This is a genomic window from Desulforhabdus amnigena (genome assembly GCF_027925305.1).
Lineage (GTDB): Bacteria > Desulfobacterota > Syntrophobacteria > Syntrophobacterales > Syntrophobacteraceae > Desulforhabdus > Desulforhabdus amnigena.
The window spans coordinates 4,120,147-4,142,550 of sequence record NZ_BSDR01000001.1 but is presented as its reverse complement, the minus strand read 5'-3'; the positions used below and the strand labels follow the sequence as shown (position 1 = coordinate 4,142,550).

Sequence of the window (22,404 nt, the reverse complement as noted above, 5' to 3'; positions counted from 1 at the left end):
TCTCCCTATCTCAGTCGACCAACCCACATGCCAAGAAAAACAAGGGCTGTGCCAATAAGGTTGTTGGAAAGAAAATTAGCCGCTGTAACGAGGTATGTTTCCGCACGCATGGAGTTGACCGTCTCCAAAGCAAAGGTTGAAAAGGTCGTAAGAGCCCCGAGGAACCCGGTCATGAAAAAGAGCCGCAGCGAAGGATTCATGATGCTTACCCCCCGATCGGCCAGGGTAAAAGAGAGGCCGATGAGAAAACAGCCCGAAAGGTTTACAATGAGTGTTCCAAACGGAAACCGGCTTCCAAAGAGCTTTGCAGCCAGCAGCGATACACCGTAACGGGAAAGTGCTCCAAGGCTTCCGCCGACCATGACAAAAAAAATCTTCATCATCCATCCATCAGTCCGAATGAACCCCAATTTGCGCCAAAAATTCCACTTCTGCACATACTCTCTGTTTTGAACGTGCCTCACCTTTGGACTCGGTGAGGATTTACGCTTTCGTAATTTCCGCCCCACTGGATCACTCCCTAAGAATTGGAACCGCTCTTTGATGAGCGAGGCTAGGTACTCGGGCCGATAGATGATGATCTTGCTTTTAAGCAGTTTCTGGAGGTGAGGATGCAATGCGCGGCCCTCCGGAAGAGGGCATGAAGAAGGAAAGCCGCATATTCCTCTCGTGCCGGGTCATCGCACCACAATCACCGTGCAGTGGGCATAACTTATAACCCGTTTCGCCACAGATCCGAGCAACCACCTTTGCAAAAGGCTTTCTCCGCGATGGCCCATCACGATGGCATCCGCATTTTCCTCGTTGGCCAGATGCACGATCTGTTCGGCCGGATGCCCCACCTTTACCAGAAAGGTTGCATCAACGCCTGCGGACTCCGCCAACTCCTTGAGACACTTGAAATGTCCCTCGAAGTACTCGGTAGCACTCTCGAGCACCGCTTCGAACTCCACAGTAATGGGGGGTTCGGGCGGATGGGCCACGGAGAGCACCATCATTTTGGCAGAAAATTTGGATGCTATATCGAGAGCAAGCTTATAGGCCTTTTCCGATTGTTTGGAACCGTCATAGGCGACAATCAATTTACTGAACATAGGATTCATCTCCTTTCTCTACGGTTCAATTTCCTTTTTCATTATTGGTTTTGGTGGGCTTTCTTTTTAGCACGGGCAGAATCTTCTTGCCTCCTTCCGCCCTTCTGGAAGTCTTCTTCACAGATGCCGACGATGCCTCGAGAAGATGTAGGGGCAGGAAGAAGGCATTGGCAATCAAAGTAGGAACCACGGCGCTTCCCACCACAGTGGCAACGAGATAGGAATATTGTGAGGTATCGATGATCCCATGAGAAAGTCCGAAAAGGGCTGAGATGCTCCCAAAGGTAAGACCGGTGGACATGAGGAGCGTCGTGTACATCCCCTCTTTACCTGCACCGTTGAAAGCCTTGGTCACCGGATAGACGGCAACGAGCTTGGTTACAATCTTTGTGACGAGGAGGATCAGGAAAATGGCAGGGGCAGCGATGAGAGCAGGAACCGAGACGAAGGAGCCCGCTCGAATAAAGTAGAAGGGGGTGAGCAGTCCGAAGGTGAGGGTCCTGAGTCTCCGTATGAGCATATGGTCTTTGCCCACGGTACCGGCAAGGACCATTCCGATCAAATAAGCGGGAAGAACCGCCTCGCTGTCCGCCCACGATGCGAGAAACCCCATCCCAAAGAGGCAGAGAAGAAGGTACTTTGCTTCGAGCTCGGAAGGCCTTCCGCCATAGCGTTTGAAAAAGCGGGGAGTGAGATAAGGAAGCAAAGTGAACACGACTACGCCCACCCCAGCGAAGATAACCGTTTTCATGGTAAAGGGCGCAAAGATGAGCCCTAGGGCAAGCACCGTTCCAAGATCTGTTATGAAGCAGGCGGCAAGCACGGTTTTCCCATAGATACTGGTGTTTAAACCAAATTCCAGCATGACGGCGTAGACTACGGCAACCGACGTAGTGGAAAGGGCCACACCGGTAAGCCAGCTCGCCTGGGGAGTCCAATGCAAAAGATAATGGGCAACAGCGGCGCACCCGAGGAAGGGAACAACAAAGCTTGCAAGGCCGATCCCTACAGCCTCTTTCCATTTTTCCCTGAAGACGCTCGGATCGAGTTCGGCTCCGGCCAGGAAAGTCAGAATGATCGCACCGGTTCCGGAAAGGAATTTGATCCACGGATCATTGGCTCCCAGAACAGCACCGCCAAGGAGCGCTCCGATCACCAATTGGGCGACTGTTCCCACTACAATTTCGGAAAGGGCGGTTGCGATCCCGAACCAGATGGAAAGCAGTGTCGCAATGAGGGCCAATCCCAGCCAAAGTGTTGCCAACAGCCATGTTTCAGTCATCGTGGCAATCCTTTCCTGCAAGGGTTCAATTCTTCCGGTGTTACTCTTGAAGTAAGGATATCCGAAAAAGTGATGCTCATAAAAAAAAGCTCCTCCAGGCCTTAGCCAAGTAGGAGCTTTCGTTTGATAGTGAAAAACTCCCACCAGGCGTCCAAAAATTGGTTGGCTTGGTAGGAGTCATCAGCCAGGATCGGCGATTAGCGGGGTGGACTCCATCACCACTGTCTGCAATGCCTTAAAACATTAAGGCACCAAGATTATTAACATAAGGGGAATGCCGGATCAAGCCTCTTTTCCAGAAATCCCCGCACTTTTTCGCAACAGGTAGTATTCATTTTAGGGAGTGAGTCGCTCTTGCAATCTCCATTCACTACGGAGGCACAGAGATCACGGAAGAATCCCTTAGGAATTCCAAAATGTTCTCCGTGCCCTCCGTGTCTCCGTGGTGAATAACAAGATATGAAAATCCGCCAATTCTTTTAGGGAATCACTTTGACGGGTTAAAGGCTTTCGCCCGGCAACCTCAGACATTGAGCGATACAGTTATAAATTCTATTTATTCAAAGCGCTCATGATCCCTTTCACCGCGGCAGGAATGTCGGCAGGGAGGAGAACGATCTTCGAGTTCTGCGATGTGGAAAGGTTTTTGACCGCCTCGATATACCTTTCACCCAGGAGGAACATGACGGGCAGGTCATTTTCCTGGACGGCTTCCGTGATTTTCCTGATGGCGATCTGGCTTGCTTCAGCCAGAACGACCTTTGCCTGGGCATCGCGCTTGGAGGCTTCGAGGCGGCCTTCCGCTTCGAGGATGGCAGCAGCTTTTTCACCGTCCGCCCGCGTCACGGTCGCCCTTCGCTGCCTTTCGGCGGCCGCCTGCTCTTCCATGGCCCTCTGCATGGTTTCAGAAGGATTGATGTCCTGGATTTCCACCGTTTTGAGAGTGATTCCCCAATCGGCGATATCGTCGGAGATGGCCGTCTTCAGCCGTGCCTTGATCATGTCCCTCGAAGAAAGAGCGTCATCCAGGTCCATTTCGCCCACAATGGAACGCAAAGAGGTCTGCACCAGGTTTTGAATGGCAAACCGGTAGTCCTCGACCCCATACACGGCTTTTTCCGGGGAAACGATATTGATGTAGGCCACCGCGTTGACTATGATGACGGCATTGTCCTTGGTGATGACCTCCTGCGAGGGGATATCCAGGACGATGTCTTTTGTGGTCACCTTATAGGCGACCGTATCGATGTAGGGCACAACGACATTGAGGCCCGGTCCGAGGGTCTTGTGATACTTCCCCAGCCGTTGCACAACCTGCTTGCTGCCCTGAGGCACGATTCTCACCCCCAGAGCGATGGTCACCAAAACCAGAATAAAGAAAACCCCTGCAACAACCAATCCCGCCATAGCCTTCTCCTCCTCTCCAGATTTTTTAGATGCTTCAGATGATTACGCGGATTCCTTCCTCTCGACAATGAGTGTGTTGCCGGAAAAATCCCTGACAACAACCCGCTCCCCCAGACTCACTTTGCTTTCACAGATAAAAGGCCATTCATCGTCTCCCAAAATGGGCGTGGTGAAACGAACGATGCCCCGCTTTCCTTCTTCTGGGACCTTGATGACCTGTCCGACTTCCCCCAGAACGGCTTCCCTGGAAATACCTGCCTTGGTGCGGTCGGCCATCAGAGGTCTGAAGAATTTGAACCAAAGGAACGTGAACAGGCTGGAAGCGACAGCCCAGATGAACAGCTGCCAGCTCAGAGCAAGATCCGGGATCAACCAGAGCACCCCGCTGAGAAGAATAGCTCCCAGTCCAAACCAAAAAATGGTAAAGCTCGGGATGAACAATTCGGCGATCACAAGGACCATTCCAAAGACAAGCCAGTGCCAGTAAAGCAGTTTGAAATCCATGCAGGCTTCTTCTCCCTTCACGGTGCGATTTCTATCATGCTGCTCGTTTTTCATGCCCTCACAAAAGAAAATATCCCATCCTGTCGGCTATGACGCCCCTTTTCTTTATATGAAAAAAGGCTCATGGTTCATAGCTCATGGCTCATAGTAATAACATCGCTTTTCAAAAGCGTTTCCCACTTTCCCTATTGCATTGCATTCCTTTGCGTTTTTTCATTTTTCGTTGCGACCGCTCCGTTCATGGAGGGTAATGGAGAAGATGGATGAAAATGTTTATACTGAAAGCCTCATGTTTTGATCGTTTTTTGAAAGGAAATCTATTGAAAACTGTAACAGCCGCTATTTTGATTCGAGAAGGCCGTATTCTCATTGCCCGACGCAGGGCCGGAACCCACCAGGAATTCAAGTGGGAATTTCCGGGGGGAAAGGTCGAGGTGGGGGAAACCCCTGAAGAATGTCTGAAGCGGGAAATCAAGGAAGAACTTCAAATTGAAGTCCGTATCGGTGCTTTTCTCTGGGAAAGTATTTACCATTACTCTCAAGATTCCATAAGGTTGCTTGCCTATGAGACTTTTTGGGAAAGCGGTGAAATGGTCCCAACCGTTCATGAAGCTATCGAATGGGTTTCCGTGGAGGATATGAAGGATTATGATTTTGCCCCCGCAGACATCCCCTTCGTCAGGAAGCTGATCGAAAGAAAAACCGAGTCAAACGGGGAATGCTTAAAAAAGGAGTCAAAATTGAAACCCATTTATTTGGATTATAACGCAACCACTCCCATTGATCCGCAAGTCGCCGGAGCCATGCTGCCTTTTATCCATGAGCACTTCGGGAACCCATCCAGCAGCCACGTCTTTGGAACCAAAGCCAAATCCGCTGTCGAGAGAGCACGAAAACAGATTGCAGAAGTGCTCCACTGCACCCCGGATGAATTCATTTTCACCAGCGGCGGATCGGAATCCAACAATTACGCCATAAAGGGCGTTGCGCGCGCCTATCTGGGCAAAGGCAATCACATCATAACGTCATCCGTGGAACATCCTGCTGTAACAGAAGTTTGCCGCTACCTGGAAGGATTGGGTTACGAGGTGACTTATCTGCCCGTCGACTCCTACGGCCGGGTAAACCTGCAAGAACTCGAAGAAGCCATCACACCCAAAACCATTCTGATCACCGTCATGCATGCCAACAACGAAGTGGGCACCATTGAACCCATCAGGGAAATCAGCCTCATTGCCCATCGGCACGGAATCCTGGTCCACACGGATGCCGCTCAGTCCATAGGCAAAATCCCGGTTCATGTGGATGACCTGGGAGTGGATCTCCTTTCAGTGGCAGGACATAAGCTCTATGCTCCCAAAGGAATTGGAGGATTGTTCATTCGATCGGGCGTTCGACTTGAAAAACTGATTCATGGTGCAAATCACGAAAGGAACATGCGGGCAGGTACGGAAAATGTCATAGAAATTGTGGGATTGGGAGAAGCCTTTCAGATGGTCGGCGAGAATTCTCAAAGCTATCGGGAACACTTGCAAAAAATGCGAGATCTGCTGGAAACCCGTTTGAAGGGCGAATTTGCCGACATCAGAATCAACGGCCATCCGGAAATGAGACTGCCCAACACTTCCAGTGTCAGCTTCAAGGGAGTTGGAGCCAACGTTATTCTTGCCGGGATGCGGAACGTTGCCGCTTCCGCCGGTGCAGCATGCCATAGTGAAGGAGTGCAGGTATCGAGCGTACTCAAAGCGATGGGCATCCCTCTGGAATATGCAATGGGGACCATCCGGTTTTCGGTGGGGCGTTTCACTACGGCAGAAGAAATCGATCGCGCAATGGAGGATATCTCTTCCGCCGTACGGGATTGCGCGAGACAAGCGTAGTCCGGTTGAAACGGACGGCAGGAATTGCAAGTCGCATCTTCCGAGCGAAACCCAACGAGAAGAAAGCTTTCATCTTGGGTTTCGCTCGGCAATCTCCGGTCAACAATGAGTCGGGCCCAACCACCGAATCCAGCCTACCCTTCACACCATATAAATGGCCACGCAATGAATGAAGGCCATCCGGATTCAACGACTCCGATGCGAATCACCTTACTTTTGGAGCTGATCGACCACTACTCCACCAACAGCCCCGGCAGCAGCCCCGGCTACGGCGCCCACAGCGAGAGAACCGCCCACAATGGCCGCAGCCCCAACGCCGGCCGCCGTCCCAATGGCGCTGCCGCTCAATATGCGTTGTTCAGTCCGTGACATTCCGGCACAACCAAAAAGAGAGAAGACCAAAACCAGAACCACCAGAATCCTACAGGACTTCATCCTAGATACCCCCCTTCAGCAGATCTTCCTGGATTGTTATTTTCGCAGGAGAACAGTCTCAACCCATCACTCCCCTACGAGAGGAGCCGTACGTCAGCAGATAACACGGATTACTCCCAAAAGCGCTTCAGGTCAAATGAATCTATTCGCTTGATCGGCAAGAATCATTGTCTCTGTCACCCTGACGACCGCTGTTGCCATGAGCTATGAACCTTTTCCCCTATAAACCTCTTGACTCATGAGTTATCATTATCAATGGAAAGAAAACTCTTTCCTCCTCGGGGGGAGTCAGGTTTCCCCCTCCTCCTTCCTGACTCCCCCCCTTCTTCAATTTTGCTTTTTTCGCGTCATGACTGCCCTCCCAGTAAAGCCTGAATTCAGGCGCATCATAAATTCATCGTTCAAACAGCGATAATGTTCATGTGTGACTTGACAAAATGATGCGACATTACTAGGTTAGTTTAGCACTCATCTTCAAGGAGTGCTAATTTATCTATTGAATGGAGAGTCGCTCGTGACCGAACTTACAAAACGTGACCAACAGGTGCTGGAAGCTGTCATTACCGACCACATTCAGAGTGGAGAGCCGGTAGGATCGCGGACCATATCCAAGCGCTACGGGCTGAAGGTGAGTTCGGCGACCATCCGGAATGTCATGGCAGATTTGGAGGAGATGGGCTTCCTTCAGCAACCTCATACTTCTGCCGGGCGCGTGCCCACGGAAAAAGGCCTTAGATTTTATCTCGACTCCATAATGAAATTTAAGGAAATGGAGGAAGAGGAACGCCGCCTCATTCGTCAAGCTTTGCAGGAAACACAAAAGGATATGAAGGCACTGCTACAGCGGACCTCTCGAATACTTTCCAGGTTCTGCAAACAGGCGGGCGTTGTTTTGTGGCCAAAGATTTCGCTGACGCGGTTGAAGCAAATAGAATTCATTCGGTTGAGACCCCACCAGATCATGGCTATCCTTATCTCGAAATCCGGGCTGGTGCATCATGCGGTTCTGGACTGGGAAGAGGATATTACCCAGGATGAGCTGGATAAGTATGGGCGTTATCTGAATGAACTCCTCGAGGATATCCCTTTGGGAGAAGCCAAAGAGCGCATTCTGAACGAGATGCGGAAAGAGAAAGTACTCTTCGATCAGCTTTACTCGCGTGCGCTGAAGATTTCCCGGCACTTTTTCCAATCCGCACTGGAGAAAAGCGATATCTACATTGAGGGGCAGACCAATTTGCTCAATAACCCCGAGTTCAGCGATGTGGAGCGAATGCGTCGTCTTTTCGAAGCTTTCGAGGATAAATCCAGGATCATACGGCTTCTGGATAAAACGCTGAAAGTTTCTCAGGGGGTTCAGATTATTTTGGGCCAGGAGAGCGAGCTTCAGGAACTCCAGGAGATCAGTTTGATCTCCTCTCCGTATCGGCGGGGAGATACCCTTTTGGGAGTTCTGGGCGTTATTGGGCCGGTGAGAATGGACTATTCAAGGATTATCCCCGTGGTTGAATTTACAGCCAGCCTTCTGAGCCAGCTTATGGAAGAACCTGAAGGCTATTAGTTTTTTATGATCTTGCGGGATGGGGAACCTTGTTATAAAGCATGTTCATGCTTAAAAAAGGCTAAATTGTCCGCAGGGAGGTTACCGATATATGGCCGATGAAGAAAAACAGGAAGAGCGCAGCAACGAGGAAGCGGAACCGTCAGAGGAAGCTGTAGGTGAAACTCCCATTGAGGAAGAGAGCCTGGAAGAGTTGCTGGCAAAAAAGAACGAGGAACTCAAAGAGCTTCAGGACCGCTTGTTGCGCATGGCTGCGGAAAATGAGAATACGCGCAAGAGGCTGGAGCGTGAAAAATCCGACGGAATTTGTTTTGCCAATGAAAATCTCATCCGTGAACTGCTTCCAGTGATAGACAACCTGGAACGGGCGGTTCAACATGGGGAGAACGACTCGGATTTGGAGGGCCTCTTGGAAGGGGTCCGCATGACTCTGAAGGCTTTCGCCGAAACACTGAGCAAATTCGGGTGTAATTCCTTTGAATCGGTCGGCAAACCCTTCGATCCCAATTATCACGAAGCCGTCATGCAACAGGAAAATGAGGAATACCCGGAAAATACTGTATTACAAGAGTTTCGCAAAGGTTACACTTTGAACGATCGTCTCCTCCGTGCCGCTATGGTCGTAGTTTCCAAGGCTTCCTCATCTTCATGAGGAGGATGCGATACAGAAGGCGGTCATTCACATTCATTCAATGACACGATGTCATTTGGCAGTAAAAGTATCATTCACGATATTTTGTTTTAAGAGATAAGATTTTTTCCGCTTCGGTTTGTTGAAGACCGAAGGCAAAACCAATTTGAATCGTTTGGAATCTGAATTCATAAAATAAAGGGAGGCTATTTGGATGAGCAAGATCATAGGCATTGACCTTGGAACCACAAACTCCGTGGTTGCCATCATGGAAGGGAAAGACCCCAAAGTGCTGCCCAATTCGGAAGGAGGGCGCACCACTCCTTCGATGGTAGCTTTTACCGAAAGTGGAGAACGCCTGGTTGGGCAGGTTGCAAAACGGCAGGCCATCACCAATCCGGAAAATACGATATTCGCGGTAAAGCGTCTGATCGGACGTAAGTACGATTCAAAAGAGATTCAGCAGGATGTGAAAATCCTTCCCTATAAGATCGTCAAAGCAGCCAACGGTGATGCTCACCTGCGGATTCGCGGGCGAGACTACAGCCCTACGGAGATATCCGCTTTCATCCTGATGAAAATGAAGCAGACCGCGGAAGATTACCTGGGCGAAAAGGTGACGGACGCAGTCATCACGGTGCCTGCATATTTCAATGATAGCCAGCGCCAGGCTACCAAGGACGCGGGCAAAATTGCGGGACTCAATGTACTGCGCATCATCAACGAACCTACCGCTGCTTCCCTGGCCTACGGCCTGGACAAGAAAAAAGATGAGAAGATCGCCGTATTCGATTTGGGGGGTGGAACGTATGACATCTCTATCCTGGAAATCGGCGAAGGTGTTTTTGAGGTCAAGTCGACCAACGGCGACACGCACCTGGGCGGTGAAGACTTTGATCAGAGGGTCATAGACTGGCTGGCAGACGAGTTCAAGAAAGACTATGGGATTGATCTGCGTAACGACAAGATGGCTCTGCAGCGGCTGAAAGAGGCTGCAGAAAAAGCCAAGATAGAACTCTCTTCCACCATGGAAACGGAAATCAATCTCCCCTTCATCACTGCGGACGCTTCGGGCCCCAAACACATGAATATCAAGCTCAGTCGAGCCAAGTTCGAATCCCTCGTAGAAGAACTCGTCGATCGAGTCGTTCCCCCCATGGAACAAGCTCTGCGCGATGCAGGTCTCAGCCGTTCCGACATCGACGAAGTCATTCTCGTGGGCGGTATGACCCGTATGCCCCGTGTTCAGCAGAAGGTTCAGGAATTTTTTGGAAAAGAACCTCACAAGGGAGTGAATCCCGACGAAGTGGTGGCTGTTGGCGCCGCGATTCAGGCCGGAGTGCTCAAAGGGGATGTCAAAGACGTACTCTTGCTGGACGTAACCCCTCTTTCTCTTGGCATTGAGACTCTCGGCGGAGTCATGACCAAGTTGATCGAGCGGAATACAACGATTCCCACTCGAAAGAGTCAGATCTTTTCGACTGCAGCCGACAACCAGACGGCCGTTTCGATCCATGTGCTCCAGGGCGAACGGGAGATGGCTGCAAACAATAAGACATTGGGGAGATTCGAGCTGGTGGGCATTCCACCTGCGCCGCGCGGAATCCCCCAGATCGAGGTGACCTTTGACATCGATGCCAACGGTATCGTGCATGTCTCCGCCAAGGATATGGCCACGCTGAAAGAACAATCCATTCAAATCACGGCATCCAGCGGTCTCAGCGATGAAGAGATCAAAAACCTGGTGAAAGAAGCCGAAATACATGCCGCTGAAGACAAGAAAAAGCGTGAACTGATTGAAGCGAGGAATCAGGCGGACTCCCTCATCTACAGCACAGAAAAGACCATGCGGGACATGGGAGATAAAGTCGATGCAAAAACACGCCAGGACATCGAATCTCAAATAGAGAGACTCAAAAAGGCGATGGAAGGCGAAGACCGCGACGCCATTCAGCGAGAAGTGGATCAACTGATGCAGATTTCTCATAAGGTTGCGGAAGAGGCATATAAGCGTGCTTCGGAGCAGCAGGCGGGCGCCGCAGGAGCTGGTGAAGGGGCCGCCGGAGCTGGGAAAAAACCCGAGGAGGATGTGGTGGACGCTGACTTTGAAGAAGTGAAAGATAAATGATTCAAAGATATTTCTGAGCGTTGTTCTTTTTCCGTCACATGACCAGGCAGTCAAGACGAACCATGAAAAGACAGGTCGGGACTCGTTCCCGACACGAGAAGGCCGGGTAGGTAAACGGGACCCGGTATTTCAATAAAAGATTAAGGGCACATGAATTTTTCATGTGCCCTTAATCTTGTTCTTGGGGTATACGTTCTTTTCAACGTATTGGAATCATCAGTAAGAGAGGATCAGTCCACCTGCAATGAGGCGCCTTATGAGAAGAAAATACTGCTGGGTATTCTTTGTCCTGTCATTTTTTCTGCTTTCAAGTTGTGCAACTGCTCCCCGTTCTTATAACGAACCCGCTCCTCCAGCAGCTTCGACTCAGGCACCGCCCCGAGATGCGGAGTCACTGCTGCAGCAGGCGGAAAAAGAGAAAAAAATGGGGAACATCCCAAAAGCCATCAGCACATGGGAGCGCATTGCCCAAACATGGCCCAATAACCTCGTCGCGGCCCAATCCCTCTATGAGATCGGCCATATTTATTTGCAGCAGAGACAGCCGGAACAGGCATTAAAATATTATGATTACTTGATTTATACCTACCCCTCATGGGATGGAATCCATCGCGCCCGTTTAGATCAACTCCGGGCTCAATGGATGACAGGGAAGAAAAAGCAAGTCATGAAAGAGGCATCTCCTCTTTGGGAGGCGTCCTCTGCTCATCCCGAAGTCCAGGTTGAGCTGGCTGAGTTCATGGCGGACAACTATGGAGCGGAAGGCGACGTTGAGACTGCCTTCGACTGGTTGACCGCCGGTTTTGCGGTTGCCCGTACCCCTGAAGAGAAAAAAGCTCTGACCAAAGCGATGAATTCTCTTCTCAAGGACAGAGACATGCAAACCCTGAACAAGCTCCTCAAGAAGAACCCCAATCCATTCATGCAAGTTTTCATCGACTTCAGGGCAGCGCAAATCGAGATGCAGCAATCTCCATCCGAGGCGACGCGAGAGCGTTTACGAACTCTGCTGAGCCAGAATGCATCACATCCGATAGCACCCTTTATTCAGGCTGCATTGCGTGGAACGGCTCCGGAAATATCTCTCCCCCTCAATCCGGACCGGGTGGGCTGTCTTGTACCGGTCAATGGTCCCTACGCCAATTACGGAGAAATGGTTCTGAGGGGCATTTCCCTGGCTAAAGGCGATTGGAACGCACAACACTTCAATGAGCAGGTCACCCTGGTCATAAAAGATGCTCAGGCAGACCCGAACATAGCCGTGCGGTCATTTGAAGAGTTGGTCAAAACAGATGGAGTCCTGGCCGTTGTCGGGCCTTTGGGATCAAAAGCCGCAAAAGCTGTGACGTCGGTTGCCGACAAACTGGGCGTTCCTCTGCTCTCATTGACGCAAAGGGAAGAAGATCTCAACCCCGACACTTTTGCAGTTCCCCTCATGTTGGATAATCGGGAACTGGTACGCAACCTTGTCCAATATTGCATGGAAAGGCTTCACTACACTCGTTTCGCCGCCCTGTATCCTGACGACCGCTATGGCCAGAACCTTTCGAAGATCTTTGGCGAAGTGGTGCGGGAACTCGGAGGAGAGCTCATGGCCAGCGTTTCCTACAAGGACAAGAGTACAGACTTCAAAGAGCCAATCCAGAAGCTCATGACCATTGCAGAGAAAAACGCACCTCCGACGGGGGTTCAAACAACTCCGTTCGAAGCTTTATTCATCCCCGACCAGGTGCAGACCGTTTCACTCATTGCCCCTCAGTTACCCTATAATAATGTGGTCGGTGTAACGCTTTTGGGGACCAACCTTTGGGGAGAAGGCCCGATCGTCGAGGCTGGAGGAGTTTACGTGGAACAGGCAATTTTCGCCACTCCCTTTTATGCGGACAGCCAGGCTCCAAGAGTGCGGGCATTTAAAGAACGTTATCAGGAGCTTTACCAGTCTCAACCCTCCTACCTCGAGGCTCAGGCGTATGATGCACTCATGCTTTTGCTCAACGCCCGCTCAGCTTTGGATCCCTCTTCCATAGACAGGTATTCGTTGCTCCAGAGTCTTTTCCAGATTCACAAATTTGAAGGGGTGGCCGGCGTCTATTCATTTACGCCCGACGGAAATCTTACCCGGAGCTATCAAATCCTCCAGGTCATAAACGGTGAACTAGTCCCGGTGTCTTCTCCCTAGCATCCCGGAATGTTCACATCCAACAATGAAAATCGTAGGTCGGGATTCCTTTCCCGACCTGCAGACGGTATATTTTCAAGGGAATCGAAGGAAAAGCACATAAGGAATTTGAAAAGCGAATCCGAAAGTTCCTTCTCGAACGTCTTGACATTGGGGAAAGGAGTTTTATAATTTTGCAGTGATTGAGCTGGTCATTAAAAGGCTTTTATTTCTAGTGAGTCGCAAAATATAATCAAGGAGGTTTTGGGGATGCCGATCTACGAATACGAATGTTTGAAGTGTGGAAAAACAATGGAAGCCATGCAAAAATTTTCGGATGCGCCATTGACTGAATGTTCTGAATGCAAGGGTGAGTTGCGTAAGCTTATTTCCATGAGTACTTTCCACCTTAAAGGTTCAGGTTGGTATACCACAGATTATGCCGGTAAGAACCAGAGTACCAGTGCATGCAAAACGGCGGAAACACCCAGCACGGAAAAGAAATCCAGCAGCGCTTCCACTGATGAATAGAGATCGGTAAAACGGGAGTGGGGGTTGAGTTCGGCTCCGTAAGATCCGGGCCGTAGGGATAGAATGTTGAAAAATATCTGGCTCTGGTGCTCAAGCTGTCAAAACGGTCCAGGAAAATATGACAAGGGTGCTTTGAGAGCCGATGGATGAAAAAATTTGAGCGGGTCGGTTGAACCCGCTTTTTTTGTTTCAAAATGCCCTTTTCAAGCAATCCGTCTTTATCAGGTTAACGGGCGGAAACGCTCCTCAAGAATCGTGAACCTTCTCGCCGGGCCAAGGTCACGAAAATGCAGCAGCTCAAACACACTTGCCACGACTAGAAACTAAAAGCACAGGAGGGGAGTGAATTCTGAATGACTGCAGCAGAGCAAAAGGCTCTGAAGTTGATGGATCTCTATGCTAGGATTATTCAGGATCCACAATACAGAAGTCGGAGTATGGGAGATATCTTTGTACCCGGAGTGGGTCTTTTTGAAGAAAATACCATCGTCTTTATAGGGGAAGCTCCTGGAAGGGAAGAAGAAAAAGAACGCCTGCCCTTTGTGGGGCCTGCAGGAAAAAATCTCGACATACTATTGGAAGAAATCGGATTATCGAGAAAAAGAGTCTTCATCACCAATTTGGTGAAATACAGACCTTTTACTCCAAAGGGGGAAAACAGAAGACCCACAGCCAGGGAAAGTCGCTATGCACTGCCTTATCTTCTTCAGGAACTGGAAATATTGGCACCTCCTTTGGTTGTATGTCTTGGACTTTCTGCTGCCAAAACACTTCTGATGGACGAGAACTTGAAGATGGAGAAAGCTAACGGCAATTTTTATACAATCCAGGCATTGAGGATTTTGGTCACATATCATCCCTCCCCTTTCAATTACAGGAATCCTCAAAAAAGAGACGCCCTGCACATGGCTTTCAGCAAAATCGTCCCTGCGGGCTTTTAACCAAGATCCGCCTCTTTTTTTGTGTTCTCCGCTCTCCCTGCGGTAAACGGTTGCAATCTATATCATAAAAAAACAGACAGCCTTTTTTCTCTCTCACCAAGCAGGTAAAAGAGATGAACGAATCCCAAATAAAAGAGAAAATTGAACACTACCTTCACCGCCCCATCCGCCAGAAACTCAACATCTTTCAAGATACTACGGAATACATGAAAATAGGGTCCGGGGACGTTCTGGAACTTGGAGGCAAATTTTATTTTGTCCGTGGAGAAGAAGTGGAAGGCAGATTCGGAATGGACGGAGACCCCAAGTATTGGGTCAAGAAGGTGATCGACCTGGATGATGGCAGCTCCAAGATCGTGAAACTCGTCTTCTTCGAATCCTTTTTTCTACAGTTGGGTACGGAGAGCATAAAATGCTTCCGCAGTCCTCAAAAAGAGGCTAGGATTCTCGAAAAAATACGCAATGATCCCTACTTCATGCAAGGATTCAACGTACAGGACAAAGCGGGGAATTCCGTAAGAATCATTGACAGAATCCAGGGAAAGAGATTTTTTGACTATATTCTGGATCTGGCAATGGACCATGAAGCCTATTTTTACAATAAATTCCCTGAAATTTTCGATAACATCCTCCTTTGCATCGAGGCCATTCGGCGGCTCCATTCCTACAAGGAGCTGCACGGAGACATCCGCAACGACCACATATTCATCGATAAAGAAACCGGAATCTACAAATGGATCGATTTTGACTATACGTACGACTGGGCAGAAAATCCTTTTGGGGTTGACCTGTTTGGCCTGGGAAATGTCCTGCTGTTAACGATAGGGGGAGGATTCCATACAGTGCAGGATTTGAGCGCATGCGGTCCGGAGGGGATGCAGTTGAAAACCTGTTTGACGGAAGACGACATGTCCCTCTTTTTCAAGCACCGGGTGATGAACCTCAAGAAACTTTTTCCATACATTCCTGATGAGATGAACCACATCCTGCTTCATTTCAGCCATGGCGCAGAAGTTTTCTATGAATCCACCGAAGAACTTTTGCATGATTTGAAAGCTTGTCGAAAGATATAGGCCACTGATCCGAGGGCCTCTACAGAGTATCGGCACCTTTAAATATAGATAAAAGGGGAGACGGGGTGAATCATGGAAAATAGCATATTGGTCGCAATTGATATGTCGGAGAATTCACTCAAAGCCGTAGATTATGTCGGGCGCCTGATGTCCTGCCAACCCACCGCCCAGATAACACTCTTGAACGTAATCCGTGAACCTTCACCCGACATCATGCCCGACGAAAATGAACGGAAAAACCACGTAGAACAACTGAAATCCCAAACCCTGAAACTCATGGAAGAAGCGGGCAAAAGACTCTCTGCCCAGGGCATCCCCCAGGACAACATCCACATCAAGATCCAGGTCTGCGGTCAATTCGTCACTGTATCCGAACTCATACTGCAGGAACAGCAAAAGGGAAATTACGGGACCATCGTCATTGGGAGGCGAGGGGTGAGTAAGAGACAGGAATTTCTATTTGGCAGCGTATCCAAGAAGGTCGTCACTGAAGCAAAGAATTGCGCTGTCTGGGTGGTTGAATAAAAAGGTTCGGCACGGAGGGAAGATTGGAGGATCTCAGAGCGGCTGGAATGCCCCCTTCCCCGGAATGAAGGAAGAGGGCAAACGCATTGAACTTGATGAAGTACCTATACCCTAATTTTTCCTTAACCTGATAAACTGCTTACTACAATCCTGATGAGATGCTGTTTGACTCAATGTTGAGGCCGCTTCTTCCGGCACCCTCGCGTTGTAATCTGAAAGGGCACGAACTCCCGCCGGCTGCCTCTGAGCTTTTTCATGCAAGAAATGTCTTTAGCCTTCTTTGGCGCCATCCAACATTTTTTTCAGACGTTTTTGTTCAGCTCTCTCTCTATTGAGCTCTCTTTCCACTTCGTCCCTTCCCGGTGTTCCGGGAGCCATGTTTTCAAGCTTTTTCTCCAACTCCTTGACGCGTTTCATTACACTGTAAAGCTCAACGGCCAGCATTCTAATACTCATGGTCAAACTCTTCTTTCAGCACTCAATAACTCTTCCAGTCTCGATCCGTAGGACTATGTGATTGTTTAATTTCTCCCGGAAGTGTAACGCGCGTAAGCTACATCGAACTTATCTCTAGCTCCGGAAGGCAAGTTTAGCTTCACCCCACCATTAGGGGGTAAGCGGTCGTGACGCAGAGATGGGTTCAAGTCCCTCAAATCACTCGTGGGTACATTGATCCATTTCGCCACTTGCTCAAGTTGCAAAGGCGATTTAATGGAAACGGACTCATAGTCGTAAATGGGAAACTGTTGTGGACTTTCGAACCCATGAGCATCTAAATTTCGCATGATCCGAATGGCCGCAAGAACCTTCGGAACATAAGCCCGCGTTATCCGAGGCAGGCTGCCACGCTTGGAAATTTCCCAAAAATCATTCACTCCATGTTTTTTGATGGCGCTCATCACAGGGGCATCTCCGGAATTGTACGCAGCGATGGCCAATGTCCAGCAACCAAACTGATCATAAAGCGAACGTAAATATTTTGCAGCAGCTTGAGTGGATTTTACTGGATCATATCGCTCATCCACCCAACGATCGACTCTCAGTCCCATCGATCGTGCCGTCGACGCAAGCAACTGCCAATAGCCTACCGCTCCTTTATGGGATGCCCTTCCCTTGAAGCAGCTTTCTACCATCACTACCGCTATCAATTCGGGGGGCACTCCCTCAGAATCTAAAATTTGGGCCATAACGGTGGAATAGGACCAGGAACGCTCCAGCGCTCCAGAAAAATCCGATCGTCCCTTTCCTTCGTAGAAGCGGATTTGTCTTTGAATCGCAGGTTGATTAGGGATGGGTATCTGACTTCTGTTACTCCATCGTTCGCCAGCAGGGGAAGAATTGAAAAACTTTGATGAGGGGGACAAGGAATTCAGCGCCCCCGGGTTTTTCATGGATGACCTTTCGTGAGTATGGAACGAAGCCGAAATCTCACTCCAGGAGTCCCGGATCGGTTCAGTCCTTGCCTCAATTTGAGTGGCAAAAAACGTAAGACCAAGACAAAACGGAAGGGTAGCCTTCAACAGCAAATGCCGTTGATGACTTGTTTGAGCTTCCCCCAGCTGGTGCCTACAGAGTGAGGAATCAGGCGCCATACTGGTTTCTCCTTATCTTTTCAAAGAAAATCAACATCGCCCTCGCGGTGGACCGTAAGAGTTTAGGATTGCCCCTTACTTAGCAGCATAGTCTCGCCAGTGACAACCCCCATAAATCGGGATTTTCAAGGATTAGGATGAATTTTTCTGAAAATGTGCGGGCTGAGGATCTTATTGATGAAGTATCCGGCCTTATGTAGACTTATTTAGAGTTATTGAACGCATTCTAACGGACTGGTGGGCTAAAGCCCCTTATTGCACCGGGTTTTTCAACATGAGAAACACCAGAATTTTTATGGAAGAATAGTTTTTGAACGTGGGGAATTTGGTCAGTGGGTTCGTTGTTTCATGTGGGAAAACGGCCGATCGCACGCATTTTGATTTGTTTTCCGGATTTTCCGCGGAAAAATGCAATGACCGTTCACCACCCTTTGCATATCCGCAGATTACGCAGAAAAGAAAAAAACAGCCGGCTTTGAACTTTCCTTATTCTCTGAGCTTTTCAATCCCTCTGCGGTGAACGGCTGCAAAACGGAAAGCATAAGAGGAATACATTTTGCCATTTTTTCCATTACCTTGACACTTTATGCAATTTTCTTTACATTACTTTTTTCTATTTTCAGAAAAAACAGGGTAATGGATTTGGGTGCGGCCAAAATGACATGTAGTTTTCAATCTTTGGAATCTGGAGCAGGAAGGGGGCACGAAACCCGAAGTTCTCAACAAAGAGACACCGGCATTTTGCGTTACCAATGGGAAAAGATATTCTTTGACCTCCCAATCGGGGAAAAGTAAATATGGCTGAAGCACGTCGCCTCAATACATTTCGCAACTTCGGCATCATAGCTCATATCGATGCTGGAAAGACCACAGTCACTGAAAGGATCCTCTATTACACGGGTCGATCTCACAAAATGGGGGAGGTTCACGACGGCACCGCTGTGATGGACTGGATGGAACAGGAACAGGAGCGAGGAATAACCATAACCTCGGCCGTGACCACCTGTCTTTGGCGCAATCATGAATTCCACCTGATCGATACGCCGGGACATGTGGACTTTACCATCGAAGTGGAACGCTCTCTGCGTGTCCTCGACGGGGCCATTGCCGTCTTCTGCGGTGTTGGAGGTGTGGAACCGCAATCGGAAACAGTTTGGCACCAGGCGGACCGATATCACGTTCCAAAAATCGCTTTTGTCAACAAAATGGATCGCCTCGGCGCCGACTTCAAAAATGTCGTTCAACAGATTGAAGAAAAATTCAAAGCCAATCCCCTTATTTTGCAGCTTCCCCTTGGACAGGAAGCTAACTTCCGTGGAGTGATCGATCTGCTGCGCATGAAACAGATTACCTGGCTCGACGAAACCCTTGGAGCTGAATATCAATATCAGGATATCGAACCGGATCTTCTGAAGGAAGCCATTGAAGCCCGCGATAATCTGGTGGCAAAAGTGGCTGAATGGGATGACAACCTCATGGATCTTTATCTGGAGGGAAAAGAGATCTCCGCCGAGGAATTGATCCCCGTCATCCGCAAGATCACCCTACAGCTCAAAGCCGTTCCCGTATTGTGCGGCTCTGCATTGAAAAACAAGGGGATACAGCCTCTTCTCGACGCTATTGTGGATTTTCTTCCTTCCCCGCTCGATGTTCCCCCTATCAAAGGAGAAAATCCTCAAACAAAAGAGATCGAAGAGCGTCCGAGCAGTGAACAAGCGCCTTTAGCAGCTCTGGCATTCAAGATTCAGATGGACCAAGGACGCAAACTGACCTATGCCCGCATTTATTCCGGAAAGCTACAGGTCGGCAGTGATATCTTCAATGTCACCAAAGGCACCAAAGAAAAGATCTCGCGTATTTTCCAGATGCACGCCAACAAACGCGATCGACTCGAGCAAACGGGGGCAGGAAACATTGTGGCCCTCATGGGGCTCAAATCCGCCACAACCGGCGATTCTTTATGCGCTCCGGGGCATCCCATCCTCCTTGAACCCGTTGATATCTACGAACCCGTCATCTCCATCGCGGTTGAGGCAAACACGAGGGCCGATCAGGAAAAACTGCTGGACAGCCTGGCCAAATTGTCTGAGGAAGATCCGACTTTCAGATTCACCGAAAATCCCGATACCGGCCAGACGATCATCAGCGGAATGGGTGAATTGCACCTGGAAATCGTCTTGAACCGCCTGGAGCGAGATTTTCATGTAATCGCCAATGCAGGAAAACCACAAGTCGTCTACAGGGAAACCATTCGCGAGGCGGCCCAGGCTCAAGCCGTTTTCGACCGTGAGATCGGAGGGACCAGGCACTATGCCATGGTGGAACTCCGTGTCTCTCCACGCCAAAGGGGAGAAGGCAATTTCATTGAAAACAGGATCAGAGACGCTTCCATCCCCGAAATTTACTTCTCCGCACTTGAACAGGGGATCCAGGATGCCTTCAACAGTGGCCCCCTTCTCGGCTATCCGGTCGTAGATGTGGAAGCAGTGATCTTCGGAGGGAGCTTTCAGGAAGGCGTATCCAGCGAATTGGCTTACAAGGTCGCTGCGACTATGGCGTTCAGACAGGCGTGCGAGCAGGCTGCCCCCATACTGCTTGAACCCTTCATGGCAGTGGAAATCCTCGTTCCCGAGGAATTTCTCGGGGAAGTGCTGGGGGACATCAGTCTGCGCAAAGGGAGAGTAGAAAGCATTTCAGCGCGTAAGGCCATTCAGGTCGTCAAGGCCGTCGCTCCTCTCTCAAAGATGTTCGGCTATTCGACCGTACTTCGGTCTTCGACCCAGGGAAGAGGAACCTTCACCATGCATTTCTCACATTACGATCTCGCTTCACAGGGATGAGCATATTTTTAAAATGTGCTGGGGATCAATTATATTTTCTTGATATCTTTAGAAAGTTGATTTATTTTCTTTTGGTTGTGGGGTTTTTGCAGGCAACCAACGAAAGACCCATGGGGCGCTGAGACTGCTCTGACTGGCGGGAAAGAGCAACTCGCGCTTTTTTGAAAAAAGAAGCATGTTGAGACCGTCGAAGTTTTTTGCGGAAAGGTAGGTGAATATTTAATGTCGGAGTCCGAAACAAGAGAAAATATTGAAAAGAAAATACGTAAGCTCCGCAAAGACTTTCAAAAGAACGTCCAACCTGTCTTGCGTCGCCACAACTATTATCTTTCTAAAGGAGAACGCCGTCGCATCAAGAAGAAAAAAGCGATCAAGCGAATCCAGAGGCGGGAACGCCGAATGATGAGATCCTAGGCAAGGGATTTTCTCCTTGGAACCCCGGGGGCGTCAGGTCGTACGGATGAACTGAGGAAGACAAAAAATGAACAACGGAAAAAGACTTACTCGGGTATAACGTTGGTTGCCTGCGCCACTCCGCCTCCCGAGGCACCCTCAAAGTATCAAGTCAGTTGCTGACAAAAAGAAACCCCCGAAAGACTGCGGTCTTTCGGGGGTTTGGCTTTCTTAGACTTTCAAGGCTTTCGCGACACGGAATTTTACCGCTGTTTCAAGAGGTTACGAGCAATCACCAGCCGCATAATTTCGTTGGTTCCTTCGTAAATCTGAGTGATCTTGGCATCCCGCATGTGCCGTTCCATGGGATAGTCTTTACAGAACCCGTATCCACCCAGAACTTGCACCCCTTCCACAGCGGCCCACATGGCGACATCGGAAGCGAGCAGCTTGCCCATGGCGGCTTCTTTTTCATAGGGCCGGTGATTCTGTTCCAGCCAGGCGGCCCGAAGGGTCAAAAGCAGCGCAGCATCCAGCTGTGTGGCCATATCCGCCAGCTTCCACTGGATGGCCTGGAAAGAAGAAATGGGACGGTCGAATTGTTCCCGCGTCTTACTGTATTCAATGGCCTCTTCCAAAGTGGCATACCCGATGCCCAGCGCCTGCGAGGCGATACCGATACGGCCGCCATCCAGCGTGGTGAGCATTTGCTTGAAACCTTCCCCGGGCTTTCCGAGGAGATTCTCCTTGGGGATACGGGCATCTTCGAAAACCAGTTCAGCCGTTCCCGAAGCATTGATTCCCAACTTGTCTTCTACAGTTCCCACCCTGAAACCTGGGGTATTTTCAAAGTCGATGATGAAGGAACTGATCCCTTTGTAGCCTGCACTTTTGTCCGTAACGGCTGCCAATACACAGTATTTTGCAACGTTGCCGTTGGTGATGAACTTTTTCACCCCGTTGATGACCCATTCATTCCCGTCCAGCACGGCCGTAGTACGCATCTTGGCCGGGTCGGAACCTGCACCCGCCTCCGTAAGACCATAGCAGCCCAAGGCTTGACCACTGGCGACGGGTGTTAAATATTTTTTCTTCTGCTCTTCTGTCCCATAAGCATTCACGGGGAAATTGTAGAGGCTGTTGCAGACGCTCATGATGACACCGCAGGAGGCACACGCTTTGGAGATCTCGATCATGGAGAGTACGTAACAGATATAATCCATTCCGGCTCCCCCATATTCTTCGGGGATGGTCACCCCCATCAGTCCGAGTTCGCCCATCTTTGCGACCAGATCAGCGGGATGTTTGTGCGTACGGTCCAATTCCGCGGCCACGGGTTTGATTTCACGTTCAGCAAACTTTCGAGCCATATCCTGGATCATTTGTTGTTCTTCGGTCAGTTCAAAGTTCATGGTCTCTCCTCCATGTG

Annotated in this window: 19 protein-coding genes and 1 riboswitch; of the genes, 10 read left to right on the top strand and 9 right to left on the bottom strand. The window is 49.6% G+C overall.

Annotated features, from left to right (window positions below; genetic code table 11):
• Positions 1 to 5 precede the first annotated feature (5 nt).
• The 5 genes from crcB to QMG16_RS17735 form a co-directional block, all read right to left on the bottom strand.
• Positions 6 to 383, bottom strand: coding sequence for a fluoride efflux transporter CrcB (gene crcB, locus QMG16_RS17755; RefSeq protein ID WP_281796368.1), 378 nt, complete (start codon positions 381 to 383; stop codon positions 6 to 8).
• A 294-nt stretch (positions 384 to 677) separates the two neighbouring features.
• Positions 678 to 1,094, bottom strand: a complete 417-nt coding sequence (locus tag QMG16_RS17750; RefSeq protein WP_281796367.1) for a universal stress protein — start codon at positions 1,092 to 1,094, stop codon at positions 678 to 680.
• Positions 1,095 to 1,119: 25 nt separating this feature from the next.
• A complete protein-coding gene (locus tag QMG16_RS17745; RefSeq protein ID WP_281796366.1) occupies positions 1,120 to 2,376 on the bottom strand; it encodes a cation:proton antiporter in 1,257 nt (418 codons plus the stop codon).
• A gap of 164 nt (positions 2,377 to 2,540) precedes the next feature.
• A riboswitch (Fluoride riboswitch) is annotated at positions 2,541 to 2,605 on the bottom strand.
• A gap of 323 nt (positions 2,606 to 2,928) precedes the next feature.
• Positions 2,929 to 3,783: an SPFH domain-containing protein gene (locus tag QMG16_RS17740; RefSeq protein ID WP_281796364.1), complete on the bottom strand. Its 855-nt coding sequence runs from the start codon at positions 3,781 to 3,783 to the stop codon at positions 2,929 to 2,931.
• 42 nt (positions 3,784 to 3,825) lie between these two features.
• Entirely contained in the window at positions 3,826 to 4,287 is a 462-nt protein-coding gene (locus tag QMG16_RS17735; RefSeq protein WP_281796362.1) for an NfeD family protein, read from the bottom strand.
• Between the two features lie 320 nt (positions 4,288 to 4,607).
• Here QMG16_RS17735 and QMG16_RS17730 point away from each other — a divergent pair, with 320 nt between their 5' ends.
• The gene (locus QMG16_RS17730) at positions 4,608 to 6,167 is read left to right on the top strand and encodes an IscS subfamily cysteine desulfurase (protein ID WP_281796360.1); all 1,560 of its coding nucleotides are present in this window, start codon (positions 4,608 to 4,610) and stop codon (positions 6,165 to 6,167) included.
• Between the two features lie 210 nt (positions 6,168 to 6,377).
• Here the strand turns inward: QMG16_RS17730 and QMG16_RS17725 are convergent, their stop codons facing one another.
• A complete protein-coding gene (locus QMG16_RS17725; RefSeq protein WP_281796359.1) occupies positions 6,378 to 6,602 on the bottom strand; it encodes a YMGG-like glycine zipper-containing protein in 225 nt (74 codons plus the stop codon).
• 514 nt (positions 6,603 to 7,116) lie between these two features.
• On the opposite strand from QMG16_RS17725, the gene hrcA reads away from it, so the two are divergent.
• From hrcA to QMG16_RS17685, 8 genes are all read left to right on the top strand, one after another.
• Entirely contained in the window at positions 7,117 to 8,163 is a 1,047-nt protein-coding gene (gene hrcA, locus QMG16_RS17720) for a heat-inducible transcriptional repressor HrcA (protein ID WP_281796358.1), read from the top strand.
• Between the two features lie 91 nt (positions 8,164 to 8,254).
• On the top strand, positions 8,255 to 8,815 hold the full coding sequence (grpE, locus tag QMG16_RS17715; protein ID WP_281796357.1) for a nucleotide exchange factor GrpE: 561 nt from the start codon (positions 8,255 to 8,257) through the stop codon (positions 8,813 to 8,815).
• 193 nt (positions 8,816 to 9,008) lie between these two features.
• Complete coding sequence (dnaK, locus tag QMG16_RS17710; RefSeq protein ID WP_281796356.1) at positions 9,009 to 10,922, top strand: molecular chaperone DnaK; 1,914 nt, start codon at positions 9,009 to 9,011, stop codon at positions 10,920 to 10,922.
• A gap of 424 nt (positions 10,923 to 11,346) precedes the next feature.
• Positions 11,347 to 13,101 carry a penicillin-binding protein activator gene (locus QMG16_RS17705; RefSeq protein ID WP_281796355.1) on the top strand — a complete coding sequence of 585 codons (1,755 nt, stop codon included), beginning with the start codon at positions 11,347 to 11,349 and terminating at the stop codon, positions 13,099 to 13,101.
• 249 nt (positions 13,102 to 13,350) lie between these two features.
• Positions 13,351 to 13,611, top strand: a complete 261-nt coding sequence (locus tag QMG16_RS17700; RefSeq protein ID WP_281796354.1) for an FmdB family zinc ribbon protein — start codon at positions 13,351 to 13,353, stop codon at positions 13,609 to 13,611.
• A 353-nt stretch (positions 13,612 to 13,964) separates the two neighbouring features.
• The gene (locus QMG16_RS17695; RefSeq protein ID WP_281796353.1) at positions 13,965 to 14,552 is read left to right on the top strand and encodes a uracil-DNA glycosylase; all 588 of its coding nucleotides are present in this window, start codon (positions 13,965 to 13,967) and stop codon (positions 14,550 to 14,552) included.
• Between the two features lie 113 nt (positions 14,553 to 14,665).
• On the top strand, positions 14,666 to 15,625 hold the full coding sequence (locus QMG16_RS17690; protein WP_281796351.1) for a protein kinase family protein: 960 nt from the start codon (positions 14,666 to 14,668) through the stop codon (positions 15,623 to 15,625).
• Between the two features lie 72 nt (positions 15,626 to 15,697).
• On the top strand, positions 15,698 to 16,150 hold the full coding sequence (locus tag QMG16_RS17685) for a universal stress protein (protein ID WP_281796349.1): 453 nt from the start codon (positions 15,698 to 15,700) through the stop codon (positions 16,148 to 16,150).
• A gap of 270 nt (positions 16,151 to 16,420) precedes the next feature.
• Here the strand turns inward: QMG16_RS17685 and QMG16_RS17680 are convergent, their stop codons facing one another.
• Positions 16,421 to 16,606, bottom strand: coding sequence for a hypothetical protein (locus QMG16_RS17680; RefSeq protein ID WP_281796348.1), 186 nt, complete (start codon positions 16,604 to 16,606; stop codon positions 16,421 to 16,423).
• Positions 16,607 to 16,671: 65 nt separating this feature from the next.
• The gene (locus QMG16_RS17675) at positions 16,672 to 17,742 is read right to left on the bottom strand and encodes a lytic transglycosylase domain-containing protein (RefSeq protein WP_281796347.1); all 1,071 of its coding nucleotides are present in this window, start codon (positions 17,740 to 17,742) and stop codon (positions 16,672 to 16,674) included.
• A gap of 797 nt (positions 17,743 to 18,539) precedes the next feature.
• Here QMG16_RS17675 and fusA point away from each other — a divergent pair.
• Complete coding sequence (gene fusA, locus QMG16_RS17670; protein WP_281796346.1) at positions 18,540 to 20,582, top strand: elongation factor G; 2,043 nt, start codon at positions 18,540 to 18,542, stop codon at positions 20,580 to 20,582.
• Positions 20,583 to 21,238: 656 nt separating this feature from the next.
• Here fusA and QMG16_RS17665 read toward each other — a convergent pair.
• Positions 21,239 to 22,387: an acyl-CoA dehydrogenase family protein gene (locus tag QMG16_RS17665; RefSeq protein WP_281796344.1), complete on the bottom strand. Its 1,149-nt coding sequence runs from the start codon at positions 22,385 to 22,387 to the stop codon at positions 21,239 to 21,241.
• Between the last annotated feature and the right edge of the window lie 17 nt (positions 22,388 to 22,404).

Bases quoted from the DNA above. Each gene is read 5' to 3' on its own strand.
- QMG16_RS17685 (WP_281796349.1), top strand. From the start codon at position 15,698: ATGGAAAATAGCATATTGGTCGCAATTGATATGTCGGAGAATTCACTC.
- QMG16_RS17705 (WP_281796355.1), top strand. From the start codon at position 11,347: ATGGGGAACATCCCAAAAGCCATCAGCACATGGGAGCGCATTGCCCAA.
- fusA (WP_281796346.1), top strand. From the start codon at position 18,540: ATGGCTGAAGCACGTCGCCTCAATACATTTCGCAACTTCGGCATCATA.
- grpE (WP_281796357.1), top strand. From the start codon at position 8,255: ATGGCCGATGAAGAAAAACAGGAAGAGCGCAGCAACGAGGAAGCGGAA.
- QMG16_RS17745 (WP_281796366.1), bottom strand. From the start codon at position 2,376: ATGACTGAAACATGGCTGTTGGCAACACTTTGGCTGGGATTGGCCCTC.
- QMG16_RS17725 (WP_281796359.1), bottom strand. From the start codon at position 6,602: ATGAAGTCCTGTAGGATTCTGGTGGTTCTGGTTTTGGTCTTCTCTCTT.
- QMG16_RS17675 (WP_281796347.1), bottom strand. From the start codon at position 17,742: ATGGCGCCTGATTCCTCACTCTGTAGGCACCAGCTGGGGGAAGCTCAA.
- crcB (WP_281796368.1), bottom strand. From the start codon at position 383: ATGATGAAGATTTTTTTTGTCATGGTCGGCGGAAGCCTTGGAGCACTT.
- QMG16_RS17690 (WP_281796351.1), top strand. From the start codon at position 14,666: ATGAACGAATCCCAAATAAAAGAGAAAATTGAACACTACCTTCACCGC.
- QMG16_RS17740 (WP_281796364.1), bottom strand. From the start codon at position 3,783: ATGGCGGGATTGGTTGTTGCAGGGGTTTTCTTTATTCTGGTTTTGGTG.
- QMG16_RS17695 (WP_281796353.1), top strand. From the start codon at position 13,965: ATGACTGCAGCAGAGCAAAAGGCTCTGAAGTTGATGGATCTCTATGCT.
- QMG16_RS17750 (WP_281796367.1), bottom strand. From the start codon at position 1,094: ATGTTCAGTAAATTGATTGTCGCCTATGACGGTTCCAAACAATCGGAA.
- QMG16_RS17700 (WP_281796354.1), top strand. From the start codon at position 13,351: ATGCCGATCTACGAATACGAATGTTTGAAGTGTGGAAAAACAATGGAA.
- QMG16_RS17665 (WP_281796344.1), bottom strand. From the start codon at position 22,387: ATGAACTTTGAACTGACCGAAGAACAACAAATGATCCAGGATATGGCT.
- QMG16_RS17680 (WP_281796348.1), bottom strand. From the start codon at position 16,606: ATGAGTATTAGAATGCTGGCCGTTGAGCTTTACAGTGTAATGAAACGC.
- QMG16_RS17735 (WP_281796362.1), bottom strand. From the start codon at position 4,287: ATGGATTTCAAACTGCTTTACTGGCACTGGCTTGTCTTTGGAATGGTC.
- dnaK (WP_281796356.1), top strand. From the start codon at position 9,009: ATGAGCAAGATCATAGGCATTGACCTTGGAACCACAAACTCCGTGGTT.